Raw genomic sequence first — 16,233 nt, forward strand, 5'->3', positions numbered from 1 at the left:
ATATGATCTTTTATCTTCATTAAAGCTCGTACAAAAAATGTGTGCTTGTCCACTGTCATCAGTCCATACGAATTGCTTTAAATTACATATATTGTTAACAGGTGAGCTACTTCACCTCACAATATTTCTAACAGGAGTTGATATTTATATGAGCAATTTACGCAAAGTAATCGCTTCAGCTTTTAACAGTGATCAGACAAGCCGTGTTGCTGATGCTTTAATCTCTGATGTACTAAAAAAGTATGGTGTTTCAGAAAATTCTCTAAGAAATTTATCCCCTGAGCAAAAACAAAAAATTAAGCAAATTGTTGCTGAGCTTCAGTCCAAAGTTAACGACACACTCAAATAAGAACGTTGATGACCAGAAGGGTATAAAGCGGTTTTAATCAAGAAAATCATGTGGTTTTGCAAAAACAAAAACTTTTAGAAGGGTGATTGATATGAGTAAATACTACAGCTATTACAATCCTGAAGAGGGTAAGTATTATATGAAAAAAGAGTATGAGGAAGCAGAAGATTATTTTAAAGGTAAAAAGAAAAGAAAAGAAACAAAATGCGGAGGATCTGGATGGAGTGCATTGGAAGGCTCTAGCCATCCGGCATTCAACGCTGTTAGAGAAAATCAAGTAGCGAAACAAAAAGAGGAAACGGTTCAATATTCTGAAGAAACTATTTTTATATGCGATTCGGCAGACGTTGAAGTAAACACAACAAGCATCAAAGCGGCTTTATCTGTACAAGCAGCACTACAAGCGGCAATCGTTCTTGTTTTAACAATTGCAATTGGACGCAGTGCAGAAGCAGAGTCAATTGCACAAGAATTATTCCAAAAATCATCTATCAAACAAATTAATAGACAGCGTACAGTTATTAAAAATTCACGAAATGTAAAAATCGATGTATCAGACACTGAAATTGCAATCAACATTCAAGTATTAATTGAGCTATTACTTGCTCTGTTAGTAGAATTAGAAATCGAGCTATAAGCTTTTAATTCTTGCATAGTGAAGCGTAGACAAGCCTATGGCCTGTATACGCTTTTTTTGTTTTGAATTGGCTGGTAAAAGAAACGGTTCGACATGATGAAAAATTTTATTCTTTCTCAAATAAATAAAGCTTTCCGTTAACAGCAATATCAAACCGAGGCCCTTTAAAGCCGCGTTTTATAAGTTCTTTACGCATAAATTTCATAATGCCTCCGTGGCTGACAATCAGCAAATCGTCTTCTGACTCGGAAATAGCGCGATCTAGCACTGCTGCTACTTTTCTCTTAGTCTCAGCCATATCTGTACGAGCTTGTTTGTTGATGAGTCCGGACATGCGAAACAGTAATGCCCAGAGGATAAAAGGAAGTTTAAATTTTACTGGAATAATAGGCATGGGTATTTCTCTAAGTTCCGGAAGAAGAGTGATCTCTTGTTTATAAATATGCTTTGCCGTTTTGTGTGCTCGCGGCATATCGCTTGAAAAACAGCGTTTCCATTCAATATTATTTAAATCAGTCTCTCCATACGTAATATCTGATTCATCATATTCCTGAAACCAAGCCACTAGTTCATCGGTGGATAAGCGGTGGTTTTCTGGAAGCCCTTTGTTTACTTTGTAATGACGTACTAATGCTACTTTCATTGTGAAATCTCCTTAAAATTTAAGCGCCAAAAATACTTACTCGGCGCAGCTTGATTTTCTTATTTAACGTTATTTTCATCATGCTGCACCTCCTTTCAAATATTTGTAAAATAAGTATAAAATGGATTGAGAAAATTGTAAATAAGGTATAGGAGAAGATTTTGAGATAGAATAATTGGAAAATGAAACCTTTTTATAAGATAAAACGTATTACTTATAGATAATTCAAACAAATTGAAATACATATAAAAGGGTGGATTACAATGATGGATACAGAGAGAAAAGTGAATATCAGAGAAGAGTTTGGAACTTTATTTGCAGAAGGGGATTTTAAGAAGCTTTATGATTGTGTAAGCGAAGAATTTAAACGTCAAGTTTCCCTTCAGCAATTTTTGGAGCAGAGCAAATTGTTTAATCAAGGAGAACAGTTCTACAGACTAGAAACAAATCTTTATTTAACCCCTCAAATTGAGCAGTTTATTTGGATAAATTCTACGCAGAGAAAAGCCATCAGCGTTATGTTTGATGAACATAATATTATACAAGCACTTGTGCTTGCTCCTATAGAATCATTTTCAGAGAGAGAGAGACGGAGTACAAACAAATATACGATGCCGATTCAAAGTGAATGGTTTGTCTATTGGGGTGGAAAGCATGAGGTGTTGAACTATCACCATCCAGTCGAAAGCCAAAGGTATGCATATGATTTAGTCGTGCGAAAAGGAAAGCAAAGCTATAAAAATGATGGAATGAAAAACGAAGATTACTATGCTTATGGAAAAAAGGTTGTAGCTCCGCTTGAAGGAGTCGTTATCGCAGCAGCTGATGGCCAAGAAGATAATGAAATTGGACACACGAATAAAAAAAATCCTTTAGGAAATCACGTTATCATTGAACATGAAGAGAAAGAATACAGTGTGCTTGCACATTTGAAGCAAGGGTCGGTTTCTGTGAAAAAAGGAGACGTGGTTCGTAAAGGAACGCTGCTCGGAAGGTGTGGAAATTCCGGGAATTCATCCGAACCTCACATTCATTTTCACGTCATGGATGCCTCTGACATCGAAACGTCAAAAAGTTTGCGAATTCAGTTTCATGCAGCTGTTGAACCGATTCGCGGAGATACGGTTATTCCATTTTTCTATTGATTAAAAAGAGACTAGGACAAAAGTATTTTAGCCCAAGTGAAAAACGAACCATTGATCAACATGTTTGATGAGTGGTTCGTTCTTTTGGTTATGGTGAATATAGCTTCATGGGTTTCGTTCCTTCTAGCAGTTGATTGAAGGGCAAGGCGAAGACTCCTGCGGGAAAAGCGGGACAGAAGACCCCGCAGGAGCGCAAGCGACGAGGAGGCTCAGCGGCCGCCCGCGGAAAGCGAAGCCTTGCACGAAAATCAACTGCGGTGTCATAAGCGGTTCAGCTCATGTATCTCATTTATTCGTCTTTAGGTGGGCTTCATTTCGTTATGTCCCAGCCTCTTTTTATGCATGATTTTCTTCAAATATAAAGTCAAGAAGCCGCTGAAACAAGTAAAGGATAATGGCTACGGTAGTCATGACAAGGAAAAGTCCAAAATGACTAATTTCATACAGATTATAAAGCCCAATTTTAGCGAGAAAAGGAACTATAACATAACCATGAATCAAATCCAAAATAATGTTAACCATTATGTACAAGATAAACCCGGGATACGTAAGGTAAAAGACAAAGATCGTAATCACAATATGAAGGCAATAAATCGTTGCTCCCATGCTGGTAAGAAAAAATACGTTTTCTTGAACCGTCCACCAGTGCATTTTTTCCGCTACTTGATAGGCGATTGTCATCATTAATGCAGCAAACAACCCTACAGTAAAAAATCGTTTAACCCGCTGTTTATCAAGCAGCAGCAGTAAAAACCATGGAATAACAAGAATTCCCCATAATATAATTTGATTCATCCATCTTCCCACCTTTTATTTATCAGTAGTTCTTAGTGTAAGAAAGAATTGTAAAAATATACATTTCGCAAAGAAAACGTTTACAGTCAGATTTCTTATCTATATACTAAATCTTGAATACTTGTATACAAGTTGGTTAAGGAAGTGATGACACATTAAAAAGGTAACCTACCCGGAAAGATGGTTTCGCGGAGCCTCGCTGGGAGAACAAGTGGTAAACAAATTAAGAATTCAAATTATGAGCGGCGAGCTGAAAAAAGGAACCATACTATCAGAAAATCAGCTCTCGTCAGAGTTTGGAATGAGTCGATCTCCTATCAGAGAAGCTCTGCGGATCCTTTCAAACGAAGGGCTCATTGATTTACAGCGAATGGGAGCAGTTGTTATTGGTTTAACAACTAGGGATTTAAACGAGCTGTACGATGTTCGTCTGCTTTTAGAACACTTTGTCTTAGAACGTTTATCTGAAGTCAACCATGATTCGCTTATTAAAAAGCTGGAGCAAAGCATTGATCAAATGAAGATGGCAGCTAAATACGATGACTATGTAGAGTTTGCTTATCAAGATTTGCGGTTTCATGAGCTCGTGATTATCGAAGCAGACCACAAGCGGATATTAAAATTGTGGGAAAGCATCCGTGAAATTATTTTAGCTGCTCTTTTAATTACGACTGAAAAAAGATTTCGAGATGATAAAGCAGCTGTGCTCCCACTGATTAAGCAGCATCATGAAATGATTAAGGCATTAAAGTCTCAAAATACAGAACGCATTCAAGATGAAGTGAAACGTCACTTTGAAGACACGCGAAATACGATAACAGCTTTACTTTTGAATGAAGCATAAAAAAAGGGATAAAATATTTGAAATATTTTTCTCTTCAATTTGTCGACAAGTATACAAAGGGGGATGGAGAAATGAAAGCAGGTGTCTACGTTTCAGAAACAAAAGCCGTTATGCAGCAAAAAGCGAAACCGGTTATAAAAAAAGGAGAAGCGCTTGTAAAGGTATCTCATGCTGGAATTTGCGGAACGGATATGATGATTTATTTTGGAAAACACCCTAGAGCACAGGCGCCACTCACTATGGGACATGAATTCAGCGGAGTGATAGAGGAGATCCGAGGGGAAACGGAATTTTCTTTAGGTGACCGCGTAGCAGTTGAACCTACGCTTAGCTGCGGAACGTGCGAAGCCTGTGTAAGAGGACAGCTTCACGTTTGTAAACAGTTAAAACTAATCGGCATCGATCAAGATGGAGGGTTTGCGCAGCACGTGGCTGTTCCTGTGAACCGCCTTCACCTCTTGCCAGAGAAACTGTCTAGCGAGCATGCAGCTCTTGCAGAACCTGTAGCAGTTGCCGTACATACAGTGCGACGCTCGCGGTTGAAAGTAGGAGACCAAGCTGTCATTTTAGGGGCAGGACCTATTGGACTGCTGATCGGGATGATTGCGAAACGAGCAGGAGCAAAAAAAGTAATGATCTCAGATATTAGTTCTTATCGCTTAACTAAAGCGAAAGAACTGGGCTTTATACCAATTGATGCAGCGAAAAAAGACGTCGTAAAAGAAGTGCGGTTGCTTACGAATGACGTTGGTGCAGATGTTGTATTTGAAGTAGCCGGAAATCAAATTACAGCAAAACAAATGGTTGAAACAAGCCGTATTCAAGGTGAGATTGTAGTGGTGAGCGTATACAAAAACGCTCCAGAAGTAGATTTAGCAGCGATGCACTTTAAAGAAATTTCATTAACTACAACAAGATGTTATACAAGGGAAGATTTTCAGACGGCTATTGATTTACTGGCAACTGGTGAAATAGCAGCAGATTCCCTAATTTCTCATAAACTGCAGCTTGAAGATATTCAAGCGGGGTTTGAGTTTATGCAGCGGCCTGATGAATCACTTAAGGTTTTATTTGCACCAAACGGAGAGGAGAATGAACAATGACAGTAGATTTGTTTTCTTTAGATGGTAAAGTAGCAGCGATTACAGGAGCAACAAGAGGAATTGGAAGATCAATGGCGATTGCTTTGGCAGAAGCAGGTTCGGATATCGCTCTTTTGCAGCGTTCAAAGGAGTTTCTTGGAGTAAAAGAAGAAATCGAACGGCTCGGAAGAAAATGTTTTATTGTTAATTGTGATCTAGAAAATGCTTCTCAAGTAAGCGAAGCGATCTCATCGGTTGTTGCTTATTTTGGCAAGCTCGATATTTTAGTGAACAACGCGGGCATTCAAAGACGTTCACCCGCTGTAGACTTTGCAGAAGAAGATTGGGACGCTGTTATGAACGTTAATTTAAAAACCGTATGGTTGTTATGTCAGCAGGCGGGCCGCCAAATGCTTAAACAAGGAAGCGGAAAAATCATTAATATGGCATCTTTGCTTTCTTACCAAGGAGGTATTACCGTTCCAGCTTATGCCGCAGCAAAAGGCGGAGTTGCTCAGCTTACAAAGGCTTTATCTAATGAATGGGCAGCAAAAGGCGTAAATGTTAATGGAATTGTACCAGGATACATTGCCACTGATATGAATGAAGCACTTATTAACGATGAAACGCGCAGCAGACAAATCATTGAACGTATTCCCGCAGGCAGATGGGGACAGGCAGATGATTTTAAAGGAGCGGTCGTCTTTTTAGCCTCTGATGCGTCTGCTTATATTCACGGACACTTGCTTGCCGTAGACGGAGGATGGCTAGGAAGATAACGCATGAACCAATAAATTTTTTCATATCATGAACAAACTCGATTAAAAGGAGCGTTCATGGTATGAAAGTGTGGATATTGAATGTTGGTATTGCTGTCACAGTGCTGACAACTGCTTGGGCGGTGTATAAAAAGCCTAAAGAGAAAGAGGTTTCGCTAGTTTCTTACAATCAGTTCTCCATAGCTGTCCCAAAAGAAAGCACCGACTTTGAAAAAGAGTTAAAATCAGCTTTGACGCAGCAGGGTTTTCAAGAAGTTAGGGTGCTGAATGACTATGCGGAAGCTCAAGTTCTGGTTCTTCTGCCGGCCGAACAACTTTCTTCCTATAAGAAGAAGGACATTCAGCAAGTCGTAAATCAACTTACCAAGCAGTATAACGTTAATCCTGATGTAGTTCAGATTCAGTTATATGGAAAAAAGTAAAAGCCTTTTAGAAAGGGGAATCCCTCTCTATAAAAGGCTTTTTTTACTCTTTTTTCTTCTCTTGTTGAGCGAGCTCTTCTTGTCTTTTAAAATGTGATTTTCCTAACGCATACACAAAACTAAAAAACAAAGGAAGTAAAATAGTCAGCAGCACAAGGCGAGTAAGCATATCGCTCAAGTCATTTCTCGTTAAGTAAATATTAATAGCTGCGATGACAATATAAATAAAAATCCCGAGGTTTCGTAAAAATCTCTTTAGCATAGATGCATTCATTTTTTTCACCTTACTTTTATATACTCACATTTAAGGTAAAGGAAACGATTAATAAAAGCAACCTATTTACTACAAAGCAAGAAGGAATACAGAAATTTATGATGAATGTTTATATGTTATCTGAAAATTATGCGAATAAAACTGCTAACATGAAGCTGCTTTATACAGCAGTCTGCTTTTAGTACACCGAGTCAGTATAAACAGTTGCCTTCTCTTCAATTAGCTTTAGTTTTTAAAAAGGTAAGGTGATGAGATGAAAAGAGTGCTGGTAATGGGCGTTTCTCCAGGAGTAGGAAAGTCCACATTTGCCAAGAAATTAGGGGAAAAGCTTGATCTAGAAGTACATCATCTAGACAGCCTGTATTGGCAGCCGGGCTGGACGGAAAGAGACAAGGATAGTTTTAGAGAATTGCAGGAGCACATTGTAAAAAAAGACAGCTGGATTATCGATGGGAACTACAGCAATTCGTATGATATTCGAGTGAAGCGTGCAGATACCATCATTTATTTAGAGCTGCCTCTAATCGTTTGTGTGTACCGAGTGATAAAGAGGAGGATTGTATATGCAAGAAAAACGCGTGAAGATATGGCAAAAGGCTGCCCTGAAAAAGTAGATTGGTCATTTTTTACATTTATTCTTACGACGTACAGAGAGCGGCAAAAAAAGATGAGAAAACGGTTTGAAAAGCTTAGAAACGATGAGGATTGCAAGGTTTTTATGCTGATGAACAGAAAGGACATCGAGAACTATATACAAAACCTATAGGTGGAGTAGAGCTGAATTTTGAACAAAAACAGCCACGTAACAAGTTCGCTTGTTACATGGCTTTATTGAAAAAACAATCATTCTTGCGTAATCTTCAGCATTCCTTTTTTATCTAACGCAACTGCTAGAGAATGATTAACCTTCACCGTTAATGGATGAACTTCAGAGTCTCGGTCCGAAAAAAACCACCGTCTTTTAGGCGCCCCTACAAGAAAAAACGCACTGTCGCTTCCTAAAAAGTTAAAGTTCTCGTTTAATGGCCTGTTGTTGCGCACGGTGATACCCGAGTTAATAAGCTGTGTCCCTACAGAGCGGACATGAGGCGTTGTCAAGTTGATTTCTCCTATGCTTAAAAGCGACTTAGAAGAAAAGGGGTCGTTGGATGGCGGGCAGTCTGAATGTCTTGAAATGTATTCAACAATATTATGAGCAGGATCTTCAAAATAAAACGAATGAGCATCAAATGCTTCAAAATAAATCTCATCTTTCTTCTCTTCTGTATTGAGGAAGACTCTTTGAGTAGCCCATTGTTTCGCTTCCATAAAGCGGTTTGCTGGAAGATTAAAAGCAAAATGGTAAAAGGGCTTTGTATGTAGAGCACTTTCTTTAAAAATGAGCTCACTTTCACCAACTTTAATGGAAAAAGAACGCGGTGAAGCGGCAGTTAATGGGAAATTGAGGGAATTTACATAAAAAGCCTTCATTTCGTCCAGTAGATGAGTGTACAGGACAGCTTGATTAATCATCATAAACCATTCCTCCTCGTTTAAACGTTGTCTAAATCACATGGCATTAAACAGATGTTTCATTATCATCCCTTTGAACGCTGCTTTTCCAGTGAAGCTGAAAAGATCCTTTATGCTCAGAGCCTATAAAGTTAATACGATATCTTCTCGTTCTTTCGGGTGTTAGATAAAGAGAGTTATTAGTCATCTCAAAGAAACGTGTACGTCTTGGATCTTCTACATATAGAGAAAGGTCTCCACTTTTAGTGTGTTTAGATAGCCTGAAAACGTAGGTTACGCCTTTTTTGAGTTTAATGCTCCGAGAGTAGCGGCCTGTAAAGCTGTCATATTCTCCAAAGAAAACCTCACTTCGCTCTTTTTTTATTCTCCCACCTACAATTTGATTTTCCTGGCCGTTAAAGTTAATAAGTAAAAAAGCAATAAGAACAATAAGAAAACTATATTTAAACATAAAAACCTCCATCTACTAAATTATAGATAGTTTTGGATTTCGTCAAATAGTGTTATAGTTTAAAAAGGGAAAAATTAACAAAAAATATTATCCCTTTGTATGTTACGCCTAACGGAAAGGAGAAAAAATTGACTCAGCGTTTTTATTTTTTAGCAGCAAGTCAAGTAACCACAAATTTAGGTTTTGTTCTTTATACAATGGCCCTCACTTCCTATATAAATCAAAACACCGGTTCAACAGCTCTTGCATCAATGATTACGATGACGAGCTTACTTGCTCGCCTCCTTAGTGGTCTTAGCGTACCTTTACTAGCCGATACATATAAATCTATTCATATTATGCGGGCTGTACAGGTTATGCAAATAGGAATGCTCGCTGGATTGTATATGCTACTCACACAAAAATTTACAGTCACAGTACTAGCGATGTGTTTTGTCATTGTTGGGATCATTTCTTTTTTTAACGGTTTTTTTACTATTTTTAAAACGTCGGTTGTCCGCAGCTTAGTAAGTGATAGTCAAAGAATGCAGGCGAATAGTTTGCTTTCAACAATTGACCAAACCTTTCTATTTGCAGGGTGGTCGCTTGGTGGCTTATTTTTGTCTTTAACGGGATTCACTCAGTCTCTATTTATAACGGTAGGTCTTCTATTGATCTCATTTGTTTGCTTGCTGTTTATAAAAGAAGCCCACACATATAAACAAACACAAAAGCGAAGCGTGGCAAAACTAATGGAAGGATGGCGCTTTTTATGGATACATAAACGCATTAGAGCACTCGTTATAATGGAAATAATTGAATCACTTGTTGGAAGCATTTGGATTGGAGCTATTACTCTTTCTTTTGTGAAAGAAGTGCTTGAAAAAGGAGAAGCATGGTGGGGATATATAAACGGTGCGTATTATTTTGGAAGCATAGTGGGAGGGATTATTGTGTATCGAATCTCCTCTATGGTAAAAGGAAGGCTTTTGCTTTTTATGTTCGCAGGCTCAATCAGTTATGCTGTTTTAACCGGTTTTTACGGATTAGTAACGAACTCGTATTTAGCTTTAGTACTTTTAATAATGATGGGTCCTGCCTATCAGCTTCGAGACGCAGCGCAGGAAACCATTTATCAAAATGTCTGCAGCAGTTCGGTATTTTCTAAAGTAGTAGCGGCAAAATCAACTCTTGTACAGAGTGCGTTTATTCTTTCTATCGCGTTTATAGGGACAGTAGCGGACTTCTTTGGGGTGAGGTTTGTATATCTATTTTCAAGCTTCATGCTGCTGTTAACGGCTCTGATAGGCGTGGCAGCGTTAGTGTATAACAAGCATTCTATTGAAATAAAATCACCTGCTGAACGGAGAGAGAATATATGAAAATCATCAGGCTAACGTATCTTATGGAGCATGATATAAAAGAACTGCTAATGGAAAGTCAGCAAGAAGGTTTTGCCTTTCTTACAAAGCTAATAGCAGAATATAAAAATGGTCAAAACGTATTTAACAAAACAGGAGAAAGGTTGTGGGGAGTTTACGGTGAACAAAACCAATTAATAGCCGTAGCGGGCCTTAATCAAGATCCTTACAGTAAGTGTGCTAACGTTGGAAGAGTAAGAAGGTTTTATGTTTCAGCTCAGTTTCGGAGAAAGGGTATGGGCAAGCGACTTTTAAAAGAGGTCATTCATTATGCAGAGAACTATTATGACACCCTCGTTCTCTATACAAATACGGACGAAGCGAAGTTATTTTATGAACGAAACGGCTTTAAACGCGTATACAATCAACATAAAATTACTCATGAATATAAACTAAAAATCAACATACTAAATGTTTATTAATAAAACCAACGGGGGCTTAATTCAATTAGGACATTAAAATAATATACGAATAACGCTCAGACAAAATCTGAGCGTTATTCGTTACCATTCATATTGCTAATTCACTATTAAAATAGATGCTAATTAGGCTTTTAATTACATGGCTTTTAGCTTGTTTTTTTGCATCAACCGAACCCGTTACTCTTTTTAGTTTGCTTTTTTAAGTTTGAGAGCTGTTTTAGGAGCAGGGCTTTTTTTAACAATATACAAACCGCTAAAAATAATAAGTCCTCCAAGCAGCTGCATGGAATTAATGGTTTCTCCAATGGCTACAGCAGCAAAAACAACGGCAAATAAAGGAATAACATACATGTAAACCATTACTTTTGTAGATCCAATTTTTCCAATTCCTACGTACCACATTACCAGCCCGTACACCGTCACGAACAAAACAGAGTATGCCAAAGAGCTCCAGCTGCCTATATCTGTTGGCCAGGTAAGTGTTTGATAGGTGAAAAGACAGTAGACAGTAAGTGGAATAGCTCCAATCAAAGCAGACCAGGCAGTCACGCGCAAGGCAGAATATTTTACGACTAAAGGTTTTGCTAAAATCGGGTACCAGCCCCACGCAATGGCCGCTACAATCCCCATGATATTTCCGAACCATGCAAGCTGCGACAGCGCATGACTAGAGTGACCAAACAGCAGGACAAACGCAGCCCCGAAAAAAGCAAGCATAGAGCCTAGCTGTGTTTTTAATGAAAAAGCTTCATGCTTATATAATATAGCTAAGATTCCTGTGAAAATAGGAGACATGGAAATAAGTAAAGAAGCATTTGTAGCTGTCGTATACTTAACAGATACCATAAACAGCGTTTGATAGAGCGTAACGCCTACTATGCTGACCGCTATTAAACGACCCCAGTCTTTTTTTTCGATACGAATGCCTCGCTCTATTATTCCTGTAATAAGTAAAAGAATAGGAGCAACCATTATAAAACGCAGTGCGCTAAATTGAATGGAAGACATATGAGCAACTCCAAATTTTCCGATTGTATAATTGGCTCCCCAAATTAACGCCACGGATAATAATATCCATTCCAGCCAGCCTTTTTTCATGTCATCACCTCGAGTAAGTATAGAAACTAAATAAGTGCGGATATCCTTAGTTACAAAGTATACAGGAAGAAATTATGTAAAAGGCCAGCCAATTCAGGTATTTTTATCTCATCCACTTGTTTATAATATAAACAAAAACGCAGCTGCAATGGCTGCGTTCATGACTGTTATCCACATTGTTCTATCTCATCTAATCGCACAAGTTCGACTTTAAAAGCATGATCAATCGGTCGAATTTCACAGTACCCTGAATCATATACGTGAATCAGTACAAAGCGTTTTCCTTTATATAGCACTTCTTTGTAGGCTGTCACGAGATACACCCTTTCTTTTCATAAGTTTGTTTTTCATTCTATGAACAAAAAACGACGTAATTGCCTAATATAAAAAGAATTTTTAAGGTTGATAAAATTGCTTGGCAAAACAAGTTCGCTTATACTGTACTGTGATTCTATTTACGTATAGGTTCTGATTAAGAACAGCTTTAGCATATGGATAACGAAACAAAACAGCAGTACATAAGGAGCAGCACATGGATATTAACTATTTATATACATTTAAAGAAGTAGCGAAGTGGGGGAGCTATACACGAACGGGCGAGGAATTAGGGTATGCTCAGTCAAGCGTTACCACTCATATAAAAAAATTAGAGGATCATTACGGTCAAAAACTATTTGAACGAACAGGACAAAAAATGAAGCTGACTCAGCCTGGTGAAGAATTGCTTTATTATGTGAATCAAGTAACCGAGTTATTAAATGAAGCAAAAGAGCGCCTTACTACGAATGAAGATGCTAGAGGAACAGTTTCAATAGGAACCGTGGAGTCGCTGGCCGCTTATTTTATTACACCGTATATTCGTGAATTAAAAAAGCAGCACCCTTCTCTAAAGATTATGCTAGAAGCGGGTTTATGTCCAAATTTAACACAAGGGATTATTGACGGAAAGTATGACGTAGCCGTTTTGCTTGATCGCCTTCAAACCTCTTCAAGTTTAGAAGTGATTCCTATTCGAAAAGAAAACATGGTTATGATTGCTTCGCCTTCGCATTTTTTTAGTGAAAAAAACAACGTTGTAATGGAAGAGTTTGAAGGTGAAACCATCATTTTAACCGAGAGTGGCTGCCCTTATCGTACGCTTTTAGAAGAGATGATGCGCAGCAGGGGTATTCATATGCAATCGGTGATTTCATTTAGCAGTCTTGAAGCAATTAAACAGTGCGTAGCGGATAATTTAGGTATTGCTCTTGTGCCAGAAATAGCGGTAAAACAAGAGATTGAAAATGGAAAACTGATTAAAATCCCGTTTGACCATGAAGAATTTTATCTTTATTCACAGCTCATATTCAAAAAGAAAAAATGGCTGACGGCACCCATTCAACACTTCATTTCACTTGTACAAGAAGGTTATCAAAAATATTGATAATAGATATAGAGAATCTTCAATAATGATGAAGCTGCTTTCGTGATACACTTTTTACAAGAAAAGAAAACTAGAGGTGTAGAACATGAATATATTTTTGCAGCACAATCCTACCAAATTATACTTTGGAAAAAATCAAATTACGAAGCTATCGCAAGAGCTTGCTTCTTATCATAAACAAGTAAACGTTCTGTTAGTATACGGAGGAGGAAGCATCAAACAAAATGGCGTATACGACGAAGTGAAAGCTGAACTTCAGTCTATTAACGCAGTCGTTCACGAGCTGTCTGGGGTAGAACCGAACCCTCGTTTGACTACGGTAGCTAAAGGCGTTGACATATGTAAAAAAGAAAACATTGATTTTCTCTTAGCCGTTGGGGGAGGAAGCGTGATCGATTGTACAAAAGCTATCGCAGCTGGAGCCGTATATGAAGGGAATACATGGGACTTAATTACACGCAAAGTAGAGATTACAGGTGCTCTTCCTTTTGGAACGGTCTTAACACTTGCGGCAACAGGATCTGAAATGAATTCAACTTCTGTTATTACAAATTGGGAAACAAAAGAAAAGCTAGGTTGGACGTCTTCTCATGTATTTCCCGTCTTTTCTATCTTAGATCCGGCGTACACGTTTTCAGTGCCGCGCGACCAAACAGTCTATGGAATTGTTGATAGTATGTCGCATGCGCTTGAACACTATTTTCACCGCACAGAAAATACGCCGATGATCGACGGCTTTATTGAATCATTGCTAAGAACAGCTGTACAAGAAGGTCCTAAGCTTCTTACAAACCTGACTTCTTATCAGTATCGTGAAACAATGATGTATATCAGCACGACGGCTTTTAACGGAAGCTTAGCAAACGGAACGGATGGAGGAGACTGGGCTACTCATCGTATTGAACATGCTCTGTCGGCCGTGTATGATATTCCCCACGGAGGCGGCCTTGCTATCTTGTTCCCTAACTGGCTGGAGCATGTGCTAAAAGAAGATCCTTCTCGTGTAAAACAACTGGCTGTAAACGTATTTGGCATCAACCCAGAAGGAAAAAGCGATGAAGAAACAGCAATGGAAGGTGCAAAAGCGCTTCGCACTTTCTGGAATGACTTAGGAGCCCCGAACAGCTTGCGTGACTATGATATTGATGACTCTGAATTTGATGCGATTGTTGAAAAGACCTTTGTAAAACCAGGTGTTGGTACTTATAAAGAGCTTGATTATGCAAGCGTTCGAGATATTCTAGAAAGATCCAAATAAAAAGACGAGCTGCCTGCTCGTCTTTTTTATATGTACTTAATAATCCATTAGAAAATAAAGAAAAAGAAAAAAGCACAGCAAGATGCAGCCTGCTCCTACCGTTATTTCGGAAAAGCCTTGAATAAACGTATTTTTGGGAATGCCTCCTTCATTTTGTAGCTGAAATACGCGTTTTCTTTTGCGCTCATGAACGATTACCAACGAACCAAAAGCAACCGATAATAATGTAAAGAGCGGCACCACAATTAAAAACAGCTTAATAGAATACGCCCAGTACGATATATAGAGCGTATAATACATTGCTCCAGTACTCAAGGCAAAGAGTAGTAAAGAAAATAAAAACCACTTCGTAAAACGGTTTTTGCTCATGTATGGTTCACTTCCTTTTATCAAGTGCGTCTTATGATGTAGACAATAAAACACGTCTATCATTTTACCAAAACTTTTTGGTACATTCTATTTTAGCGAAAAAATAGGGTTTGCAAGTTTCTTAAAAGTGGTATAGTTCTTAAGAACTATCCAAGTATACATACAAAAAACTGATGATAAATGAGGGAGAAGATGAGCTATGGGGTGCGACGCGTGTCTGCCAATTAGGACAGGATATACGGTTTCTTTTCAGCAATCAAGCGATGTGAAGAAATTGGAAAAATACTTTAAAGATATTTCTCAAAACCAATGGAAGGCTCTTGGAGAAGATATGGTCTGGATGAGGGAAGATATCTTTTGGAGTTTTATGGATTATGTTCATCAGCGTTTAGACCCTCGGCATGTGCGGGCTGTAGAAGCCAAGCAGCGGAGCCCGTTTGAAAACCTGCCGCGTATGGAGCCAATCACCGCTTTCCAAAAAATGAAAGATGCCTTGTGGATTGATGAGCTGATTGAAGACAAGCGAATTTGCTCATATTATCAGCCGATTGTATCGGTTAATCACGAACGCGTGCATATCGTTGGCCACGAAATTTTATCAAGAGGATTAGAAGAAGACGGAAGTATTATACCTCCTTTTAAAATGTTTGAAGCTGCTCAAATAAGAAATAAAACCTTCGCTCTTGACCGAGCCTGCCGCTTAGAAGCTGTAAAAAATGCTAGTATTATTGATCATCAGCTGATTTTTATTAACTTTATTCCTACAGCAATATATAACCCTGAGCATTGCTTAGCATCTACATTTACATTAATTAAAGAATTGAATATAAAGCCCGAGCAAATAGTGTTTGAAGTGATTGAAACGGAGGATGTTCAAGATATTGAGCATTTGAAAAACATTTTGAATTATTATCGCTCCCACGGATTTAAATATGCGCTAGATGACGTAGGAGTTGGCTATAATACGCTGAATCGGCTTTTAGAAGTGGAGCCTGACGTCGTGAAATTGGCATTTGAATTCACAAACGGAGTCAGTAAGAATGAGAAACAGAAAAAAGTGGCTCAAGAGATGTTAGCTATCACCCATAGAATGGGGGCGCAGGCTCTTGCAGAAGGTGTAGAAACAGAAGAAGATTTAAAATGCCTGATAGAGATGGGTTATGATTTGTTTCAAGGGTATTATTTTGCAAAGCCTAATCCTAAACCTTTAAAAGAGATTCATTCTATTTACGTTTAGCAGCCAAAAGCAGAAGAACAGAAACTTCTGCTTTTTGTATGAACGAAAGTAAGAATACTCAAAAAATAAACAATTCACTTTCATTTTGCTAAA

Annotated in this window: 22 protein-coding genes; 14 read left to right on the forward strand and 8 right to left on the reverse strand. The window is 38.3% G+C overall.

What is annotated here, in order from left to right; translation table 11 throughout:
• Positions 1 to 148: 148 nt before the first annotated feature.
• Both ACRPLQ_RS08440 and ACRPLQ_RS08445 read left to right on the forward strand, forming a co-directional pair.
• On the forward strand, positions 149 to 349 hold the full coding sequence (locus tag ACRPLQ_RS08440) for a hypothetical protein (protein ID WP_028409001.1): 201 nt from the start codon (positions 149 to 151) through the stop codon (positions 347 to 349).
• Positions 350 to 440: 91 nt separating this feature from the next.
• On the forward strand, positions 441 to 986 hold the full coding sequence (locus ACRPLQ_RS08445) for a spore coat protein (protein ID WP_231504518.1): 546 nt from the start codon (positions 441 to 443) through the stop codon (positions 984 to 986).
• A gap of 106 nt (positions 987 to 1,092) precedes the next feature.
• On the opposite strand, the gene ACRPLQ_RS08450 is transcribed toward ACRPLQ_RS08445, so the two are convergent.
• A complete protein-coding gene (locus tag ACRPLQ_RS08450; RefSeq protein WP_034268866.1) occupies positions 1,093 to 1,629 on the reverse strand; it encodes a histidine phosphatase family protein in 537 nt (178 codons plus the stop codon).
• Between the two features lie 263 nt (positions 1,630 to 1,892).
• On the opposite strand from ACRPLQ_RS08450, the gene ACRPLQ_RS08455 reads away from it, so the two are divergent.
• Positions 1,893 to 2,774, forward strand: coding sequence for a M23 family metallopeptidase (locus tag ACRPLQ_RS08455; RefSeq protein WP_367078061.1), 882 nt, complete (start codon positions 1,893 to 1,895; stop codon positions 2,772 to 2,774).
• 134 nt (positions 2,775 to 2,908) lie between these two features.
• Positions 2,909 to 3,040: a hypothetical protein gene (locus ACRPLQ_RS08460; RefSeq protein WP_255219796.1), complete on the forward strand. Its 132-nt coding sequence runs from the start codon at positions 2,909 to 2,911 to the stop codon at positions 3,038 to 3,040.
• A gap of 70 nt (positions 3,041 to 3,110) precedes the next feature.
• Here the strand turns inward: ACRPLQ_RS08460 and ACRPLQ_RS08465 are convergent, their stop codons facing one another.
• A complete protein-coding gene (locus ACRPLQ_RS08465) occupies positions 3,111 to 3,569 on the reverse strand; it encodes a hypothetical protein (RefSeq protein ID WP_033579356.1) in 459 nt (152 codons plus the stop codon).
• 211 nt (positions 3,570 to 3,780) lie between these two features.
• Between ACRPLQ_RS08465 and ACRPLQ_RS08470 the strand changes: the two genes are divergently transcribed.
• From ACRPLQ_RS08470 to ACRPLQ_RS08485, 4 genes are all read left to right on the forward strand, one after another.
• Positions 3,781 to 4,413: a GntR family transcriptional regulator gene (locus tag ACRPLQ_RS08470; RefSeq protein WP_321201877.1), complete on the forward strand. Its 633-nt coding sequence runs from the start codon at positions 3,781 to 3,783 to the stop codon at positions 4,411 to 4,413.
• 71 nt (positions 4,414 to 4,484) lie between these two features.
• Positions 4,485 to 5,516 (forward strand): zinc-dependent alcohol dehydrogenase, encoded by a 1,032-nt coding sequence (locus tag ACRPLQ_RS08475; protein ID WP_367078062.1) that lies wholly within the window; start codon positions 4,485 to 4,487, stop codon positions 5,514 to 5,516.
• Positions 5,513 to 6,274, forward strand: coding sequence for a glucose 1-dehydrogenase (locus ACRPLQ_RS08480; RefSeq protein ID WP_034268851.1), 762 nt, complete (start codon positions 5,513 to 5,515; stop codon positions 6,272 to 6,274). The genes ACRPLQ_RS08475 and ACRPLQ_RS08480 overlap by 4 nt, the downstream gene beginning before the upstream one ends.
• A 62-nt stretch (positions 6,275 to 6,336) precedes the next feature.
• On the forward strand, positions 6,337 to 6,696 hold the full coding sequence (locus ACRPLQ_RS08485) for a hypothetical protein (RefSeq protein ID WP_432235888.1): 360 nt from the start codon (positions 6,337 to 6,339) through the stop codon (positions 6,694 to 6,696).
• Between the two features lie 43 nt (positions 6,697 to 6,739).
• On the opposite strand, the gene ACRPLQ_RS08490 is transcribed toward ACRPLQ_RS08485, so the two are convergent.
• Positions 6,740 to 6,970: a hypothetical protein gene (locus ACRPLQ_RS08490; RefSeq protein WP_033579352.1), complete on the reverse strand. Its 231-nt coding sequence runs from the start codon at positions 6,968 to 6,970 to the stop codon at positions 6,740 to 6,742.
• 253 nt (positions 6,971 to 7,223) lie between these two features.
• Between ACRPLQ_RS08490 and ACRPLQ_RS08495 the strand changes: the two genes are divergently transcribed.
• Entirely contained in the window at positions 7,224 to 7,736 is a 513-nt protein-coding gene (locus ACRPLQ_RS08495; protein ID WP_367078065.1) for a topology modulation protein, read from the forward strand.
• A 77-nt stretch (positions 7,737 to 7,813) separates the two neighbouring features.
• Here the strand turns inward: ACRPLQ_RS08495 and ACRPLQ_RS08500 are convergent, their stop codons facing one another.
• Both ACRPLQ_RS08500 and ACRPLQ_RS08505 read right to left on the reverse strand, forming a co-directional pair.
• Entirely contained in the window at positions 7,814 to 8,485 is a 672-nt protein-coding gene (locus tag ACRPLQ_RS08500; protein WP_367078067.1) for a glyoxalase, read from the reverse strand.
• 43 nt (positions 8,486 to 8,528) lie between these two features.
• Positions 8,529 to 8,933, reverse strand: coding sequence for a hypothetical protein (locus ACRPLQ_RS08505; RefSeq protein ID WP_098113150.1), 405 nt, complete (start codon positions 8,931 to 8,933; stop codon positions 8,529 to 8,531).
• Positions 8,934 to 9,061: 128 nt separating this feature from the next.
• Between ACRPLQ_RS08505 and ACRPLQ_RS08510 the strand changes: the two genes are divergently transcribed.
• Together ACRPLQ_RS08510 and ACRPLQ_RS08515 are read left to right on the forward strand one after the other, a co-directional pair.
• Positions 9,062 to 10,294, forward strand: coding sequence for an MFS transporter (locus ACRPLQ_RS08510; protein ID WP_432235889.1), 1,233 nt, complete (start codon positions 9,062 to 9,064; stop codon positions 10,292 to 10,294).
• On the forward strand, positions 10,291 to 10,755 hold the full coding sequence (locus ACRPLQ_RS08515) for a GNAT family N-acetyltransferase (RefSeq protein ID WP_432235890.1): 465 nt from the start codon (positions 10,291 to 10,293) through the stop codon (positions 10,753 to 10,755). The genes ACRPLQ_RS08510 and ACRPLQ_RS08515 overlap by 4 nt, the downstream gene beginning before the upstream one ends.
• A gap of 186 nt (positions 10,756 to 10,941) precedes the next feature.
• Here ACRPLQ_RS08515 and ACRPLQ_RS08520 read toward each other — a convergent pair whose 3' ends face one another.
• On the reverse strand, positions 10,942 to 11,853 hold the full coding sequence (locus tag ACRPLQ_RS08520; protein WP_325076381.1) for a DMT family transporter: 912 nt from the start codon (positions 11,851 to 11,853) through the stop codon (positions 10,942 to 10,944).
• A gap of 167 nt (positions 11,854 to 12,020) precedes the next feature.
• Entirely contained in the window at positions 12,021 to 12,167 is a 147-nt protein-coding gene (locus ACRPLQ_RS08525) for a hypothetical protein (protein ID WP_013057506.1), read from the reverse strand.
• 218 nt (positions 12,168 to 12,385) lie between these two features.
• On the opposite strand from ACRPLQ_RS08525, the gene ACRPLQ_RS08530 reads away from it, so the two are divergent.
• The gene (locus tag ACRPLQ_RS08530; RefSeq protein WP_034268834.1) at positions 12,386 to 13,276 is read left to right on the forward strand and encodes a LysR family transcriptional regulator; all 891 of its coding nucleotides are present in this window, start codon (positions 12,386 to 12,388) and stop codon (positions 13,274 to 13,276) included.
• Positions 13,277 to 13,361: 85 nt separating this feature from the next.
• Positions 13,362 to 14,534 (forward strand): iron-containing alcohol dehydrogenase, encoded by a 1,173-nt coding sequence (locus ACRPLQ_RS08535; protein WP_098113144.1) that lies wholly within the window; start codon positions 13,362 to 13,364, stop codon positions 14,532 to 14,534.
• Between the two features lie 36 nt (positions 14,535 to 14,570).
• On the opposite strand, the gene ACRPLQ_RS08540 is transcribed toward ACRPLQ_RS08535, so the two are convergent.
• A complete protein-coding gene (locus tag ACRPLQ_RS08540) occupies positions 14,571 to 14,903 on the reverse strand; it encodes a hypothetical protein (protein WP_033579345.1) in 333 nt (110 codons plus the stop codon).
• Between the two features lie 199 nt (positions 14,904 to 15,102).
• On the opposite strand from ACRPLQ_RS08540, the gene ACRPLQ_RS08545 reads away from it, so the two are divergent.
• Positions 15,103 to 16,140 (forward strand): EAL domain-containing protein, encoded by a 1,038-nt coding sequence (locus ACRPLQ_RS08545; protein ID WP_165635318.1) that lies wholly within the window; start codon positions 15,103 to 15,105, stop codon positions 16,138 to 16,140.
• Positions 16,141 to 16,233 lie beyond the last annotated feature (93 nt).

The sequence above is a fragment of the Priestia sp. TRN 1309 genome (genome assembly GCF_050846875.1).
Lineage (GTDB): Bacteria > Bacillota > Bacilli > Bacillales > Bacillaceae_H > Priestia > Priestia zanthoxyli.

Coding starts and splice junctions, on each gene's coding strand:
- ACRPLQ_RS08440 (WP_028409001.1), top strand. CDS start 149: ATGAGCAATTTACGCAAAGTAATCGCTTCAGCTTTTAACAGTGATCAG.
- ACRPLQ_RS08445 (WP_231504518.1), top strand. CDS start 441: ATGAGTAAATACTACAGCTATTACAATCCTGAAGAGGGTAAGTATTAT.
- ACRPLQ_RS08450 (WP_034268866.1), bottom strand. CDS start 1,629: ATGAAAGTAGCATTAGTACGTCATTACAAAGTAAACAAAGGGCTTCCA.
- ACRPLQ_RS08455 (WP_367078061.1), top strand. CDS start 1,893: ATGATGGATACAGAGAGAAAAGTGAATATCAGAGAAGAGTTTGGAACT.
- ACRPLQ_RS08465 (WP_033579356.1), bottom strand. CDS start 3,569: ATGAATCAAATTATATTATGGGGAATTCTTGTTATTCCATGGTTTTTA.
- ACRPLQ_RS08475 (WP_367078062.1), top strand. CDS start 4,485: ATGAAAGCAGGTGTCTACGTTTCAGAAACAAAAGCCGTTATGCAGCAA.
- ACRPLQ_RS08480 (WP_034268851.1), top strand. CDS start 5,513: ATGACAGTAGATTTGTTTTCTTTAGATGGTAAAGTAGCAGCGATTACA.
- ACRPLQ_RS08485 (WP_432235888.1), top strand. CDS start 6,337: ATGAAAGTGTGGATATTGAATGTTGGTATTGCTGTCACAGTGCTGACA.
- ACRPLQ_RS08490 (WP_033579352.1), bottom strand. CDS start 6,970: ATGAATGCATCTATGCTAAAGAGATTTTTACGAAACCTCGGGATTTTT.
- ACRPLQ_RS08495 (WP_367078065.1), top strand. CDS start 7,224: ATGAAAAGAGTGCTGGTAATGGGCGTTTCTCCAGGAGTAGGAAAGTCC.
- ACRPLQ_RS08500 (WP_367078067.1), bottom strand. CDS start 8,485: ATGATGATTAATCAAGCTGTCCTGTACACTCATCTACTGGACGAAATG.
- ACRPLQ_RS08505 (WP_098113150.1), bottom strand. CDS start 8,933: ATGTTTAAATATAGTTTTCTTATTGTTCTTATTGCTTTTTTACTTATT.
- ACRPLQ_RS08515 (WP_432235890.1), top strand. CDS start 10,291: ATGAAAATCATCAGGCTAACGTATCTTATGGAGCATGATATAAAAGAA.
- ACRPLQ_RS08520 (WP_325076381.1), bottom strand. CDS start 11,853: ATGAAAAAAGGCTGGCTGGAATGGATATTATTATCCGTGGCGTTAATT.
- ACRPLQ_RS08530 (WP_034268834.1), top strand. CDS start 12,386: ATGGATATTAACTATTTATATACATTTAAAGAAGTAGCGAAGTGGGGG.
- ACRPLQ_RS08535 (WP_098113144.1), top strand. CDS start 13,362: ATGAATATATTTTTGCAGCACAATCCTACCAAATTATACTTTGGAAAA.
- ACRPLQ_RS08540 (WP_033579345.1), bottom strand. CDS start 14,903: ATGAGCAAAAACCGTTTTACGAAGTGGTTTTTATTTTCTTTACTACTC.
- ACRPLQ_RS08545 (WP_165635318.1), top strand. CDS start 15,103: ATGGGGTGCGACGCGTGTCTGCCAATTAGGACAGGATATACGGTTTCT.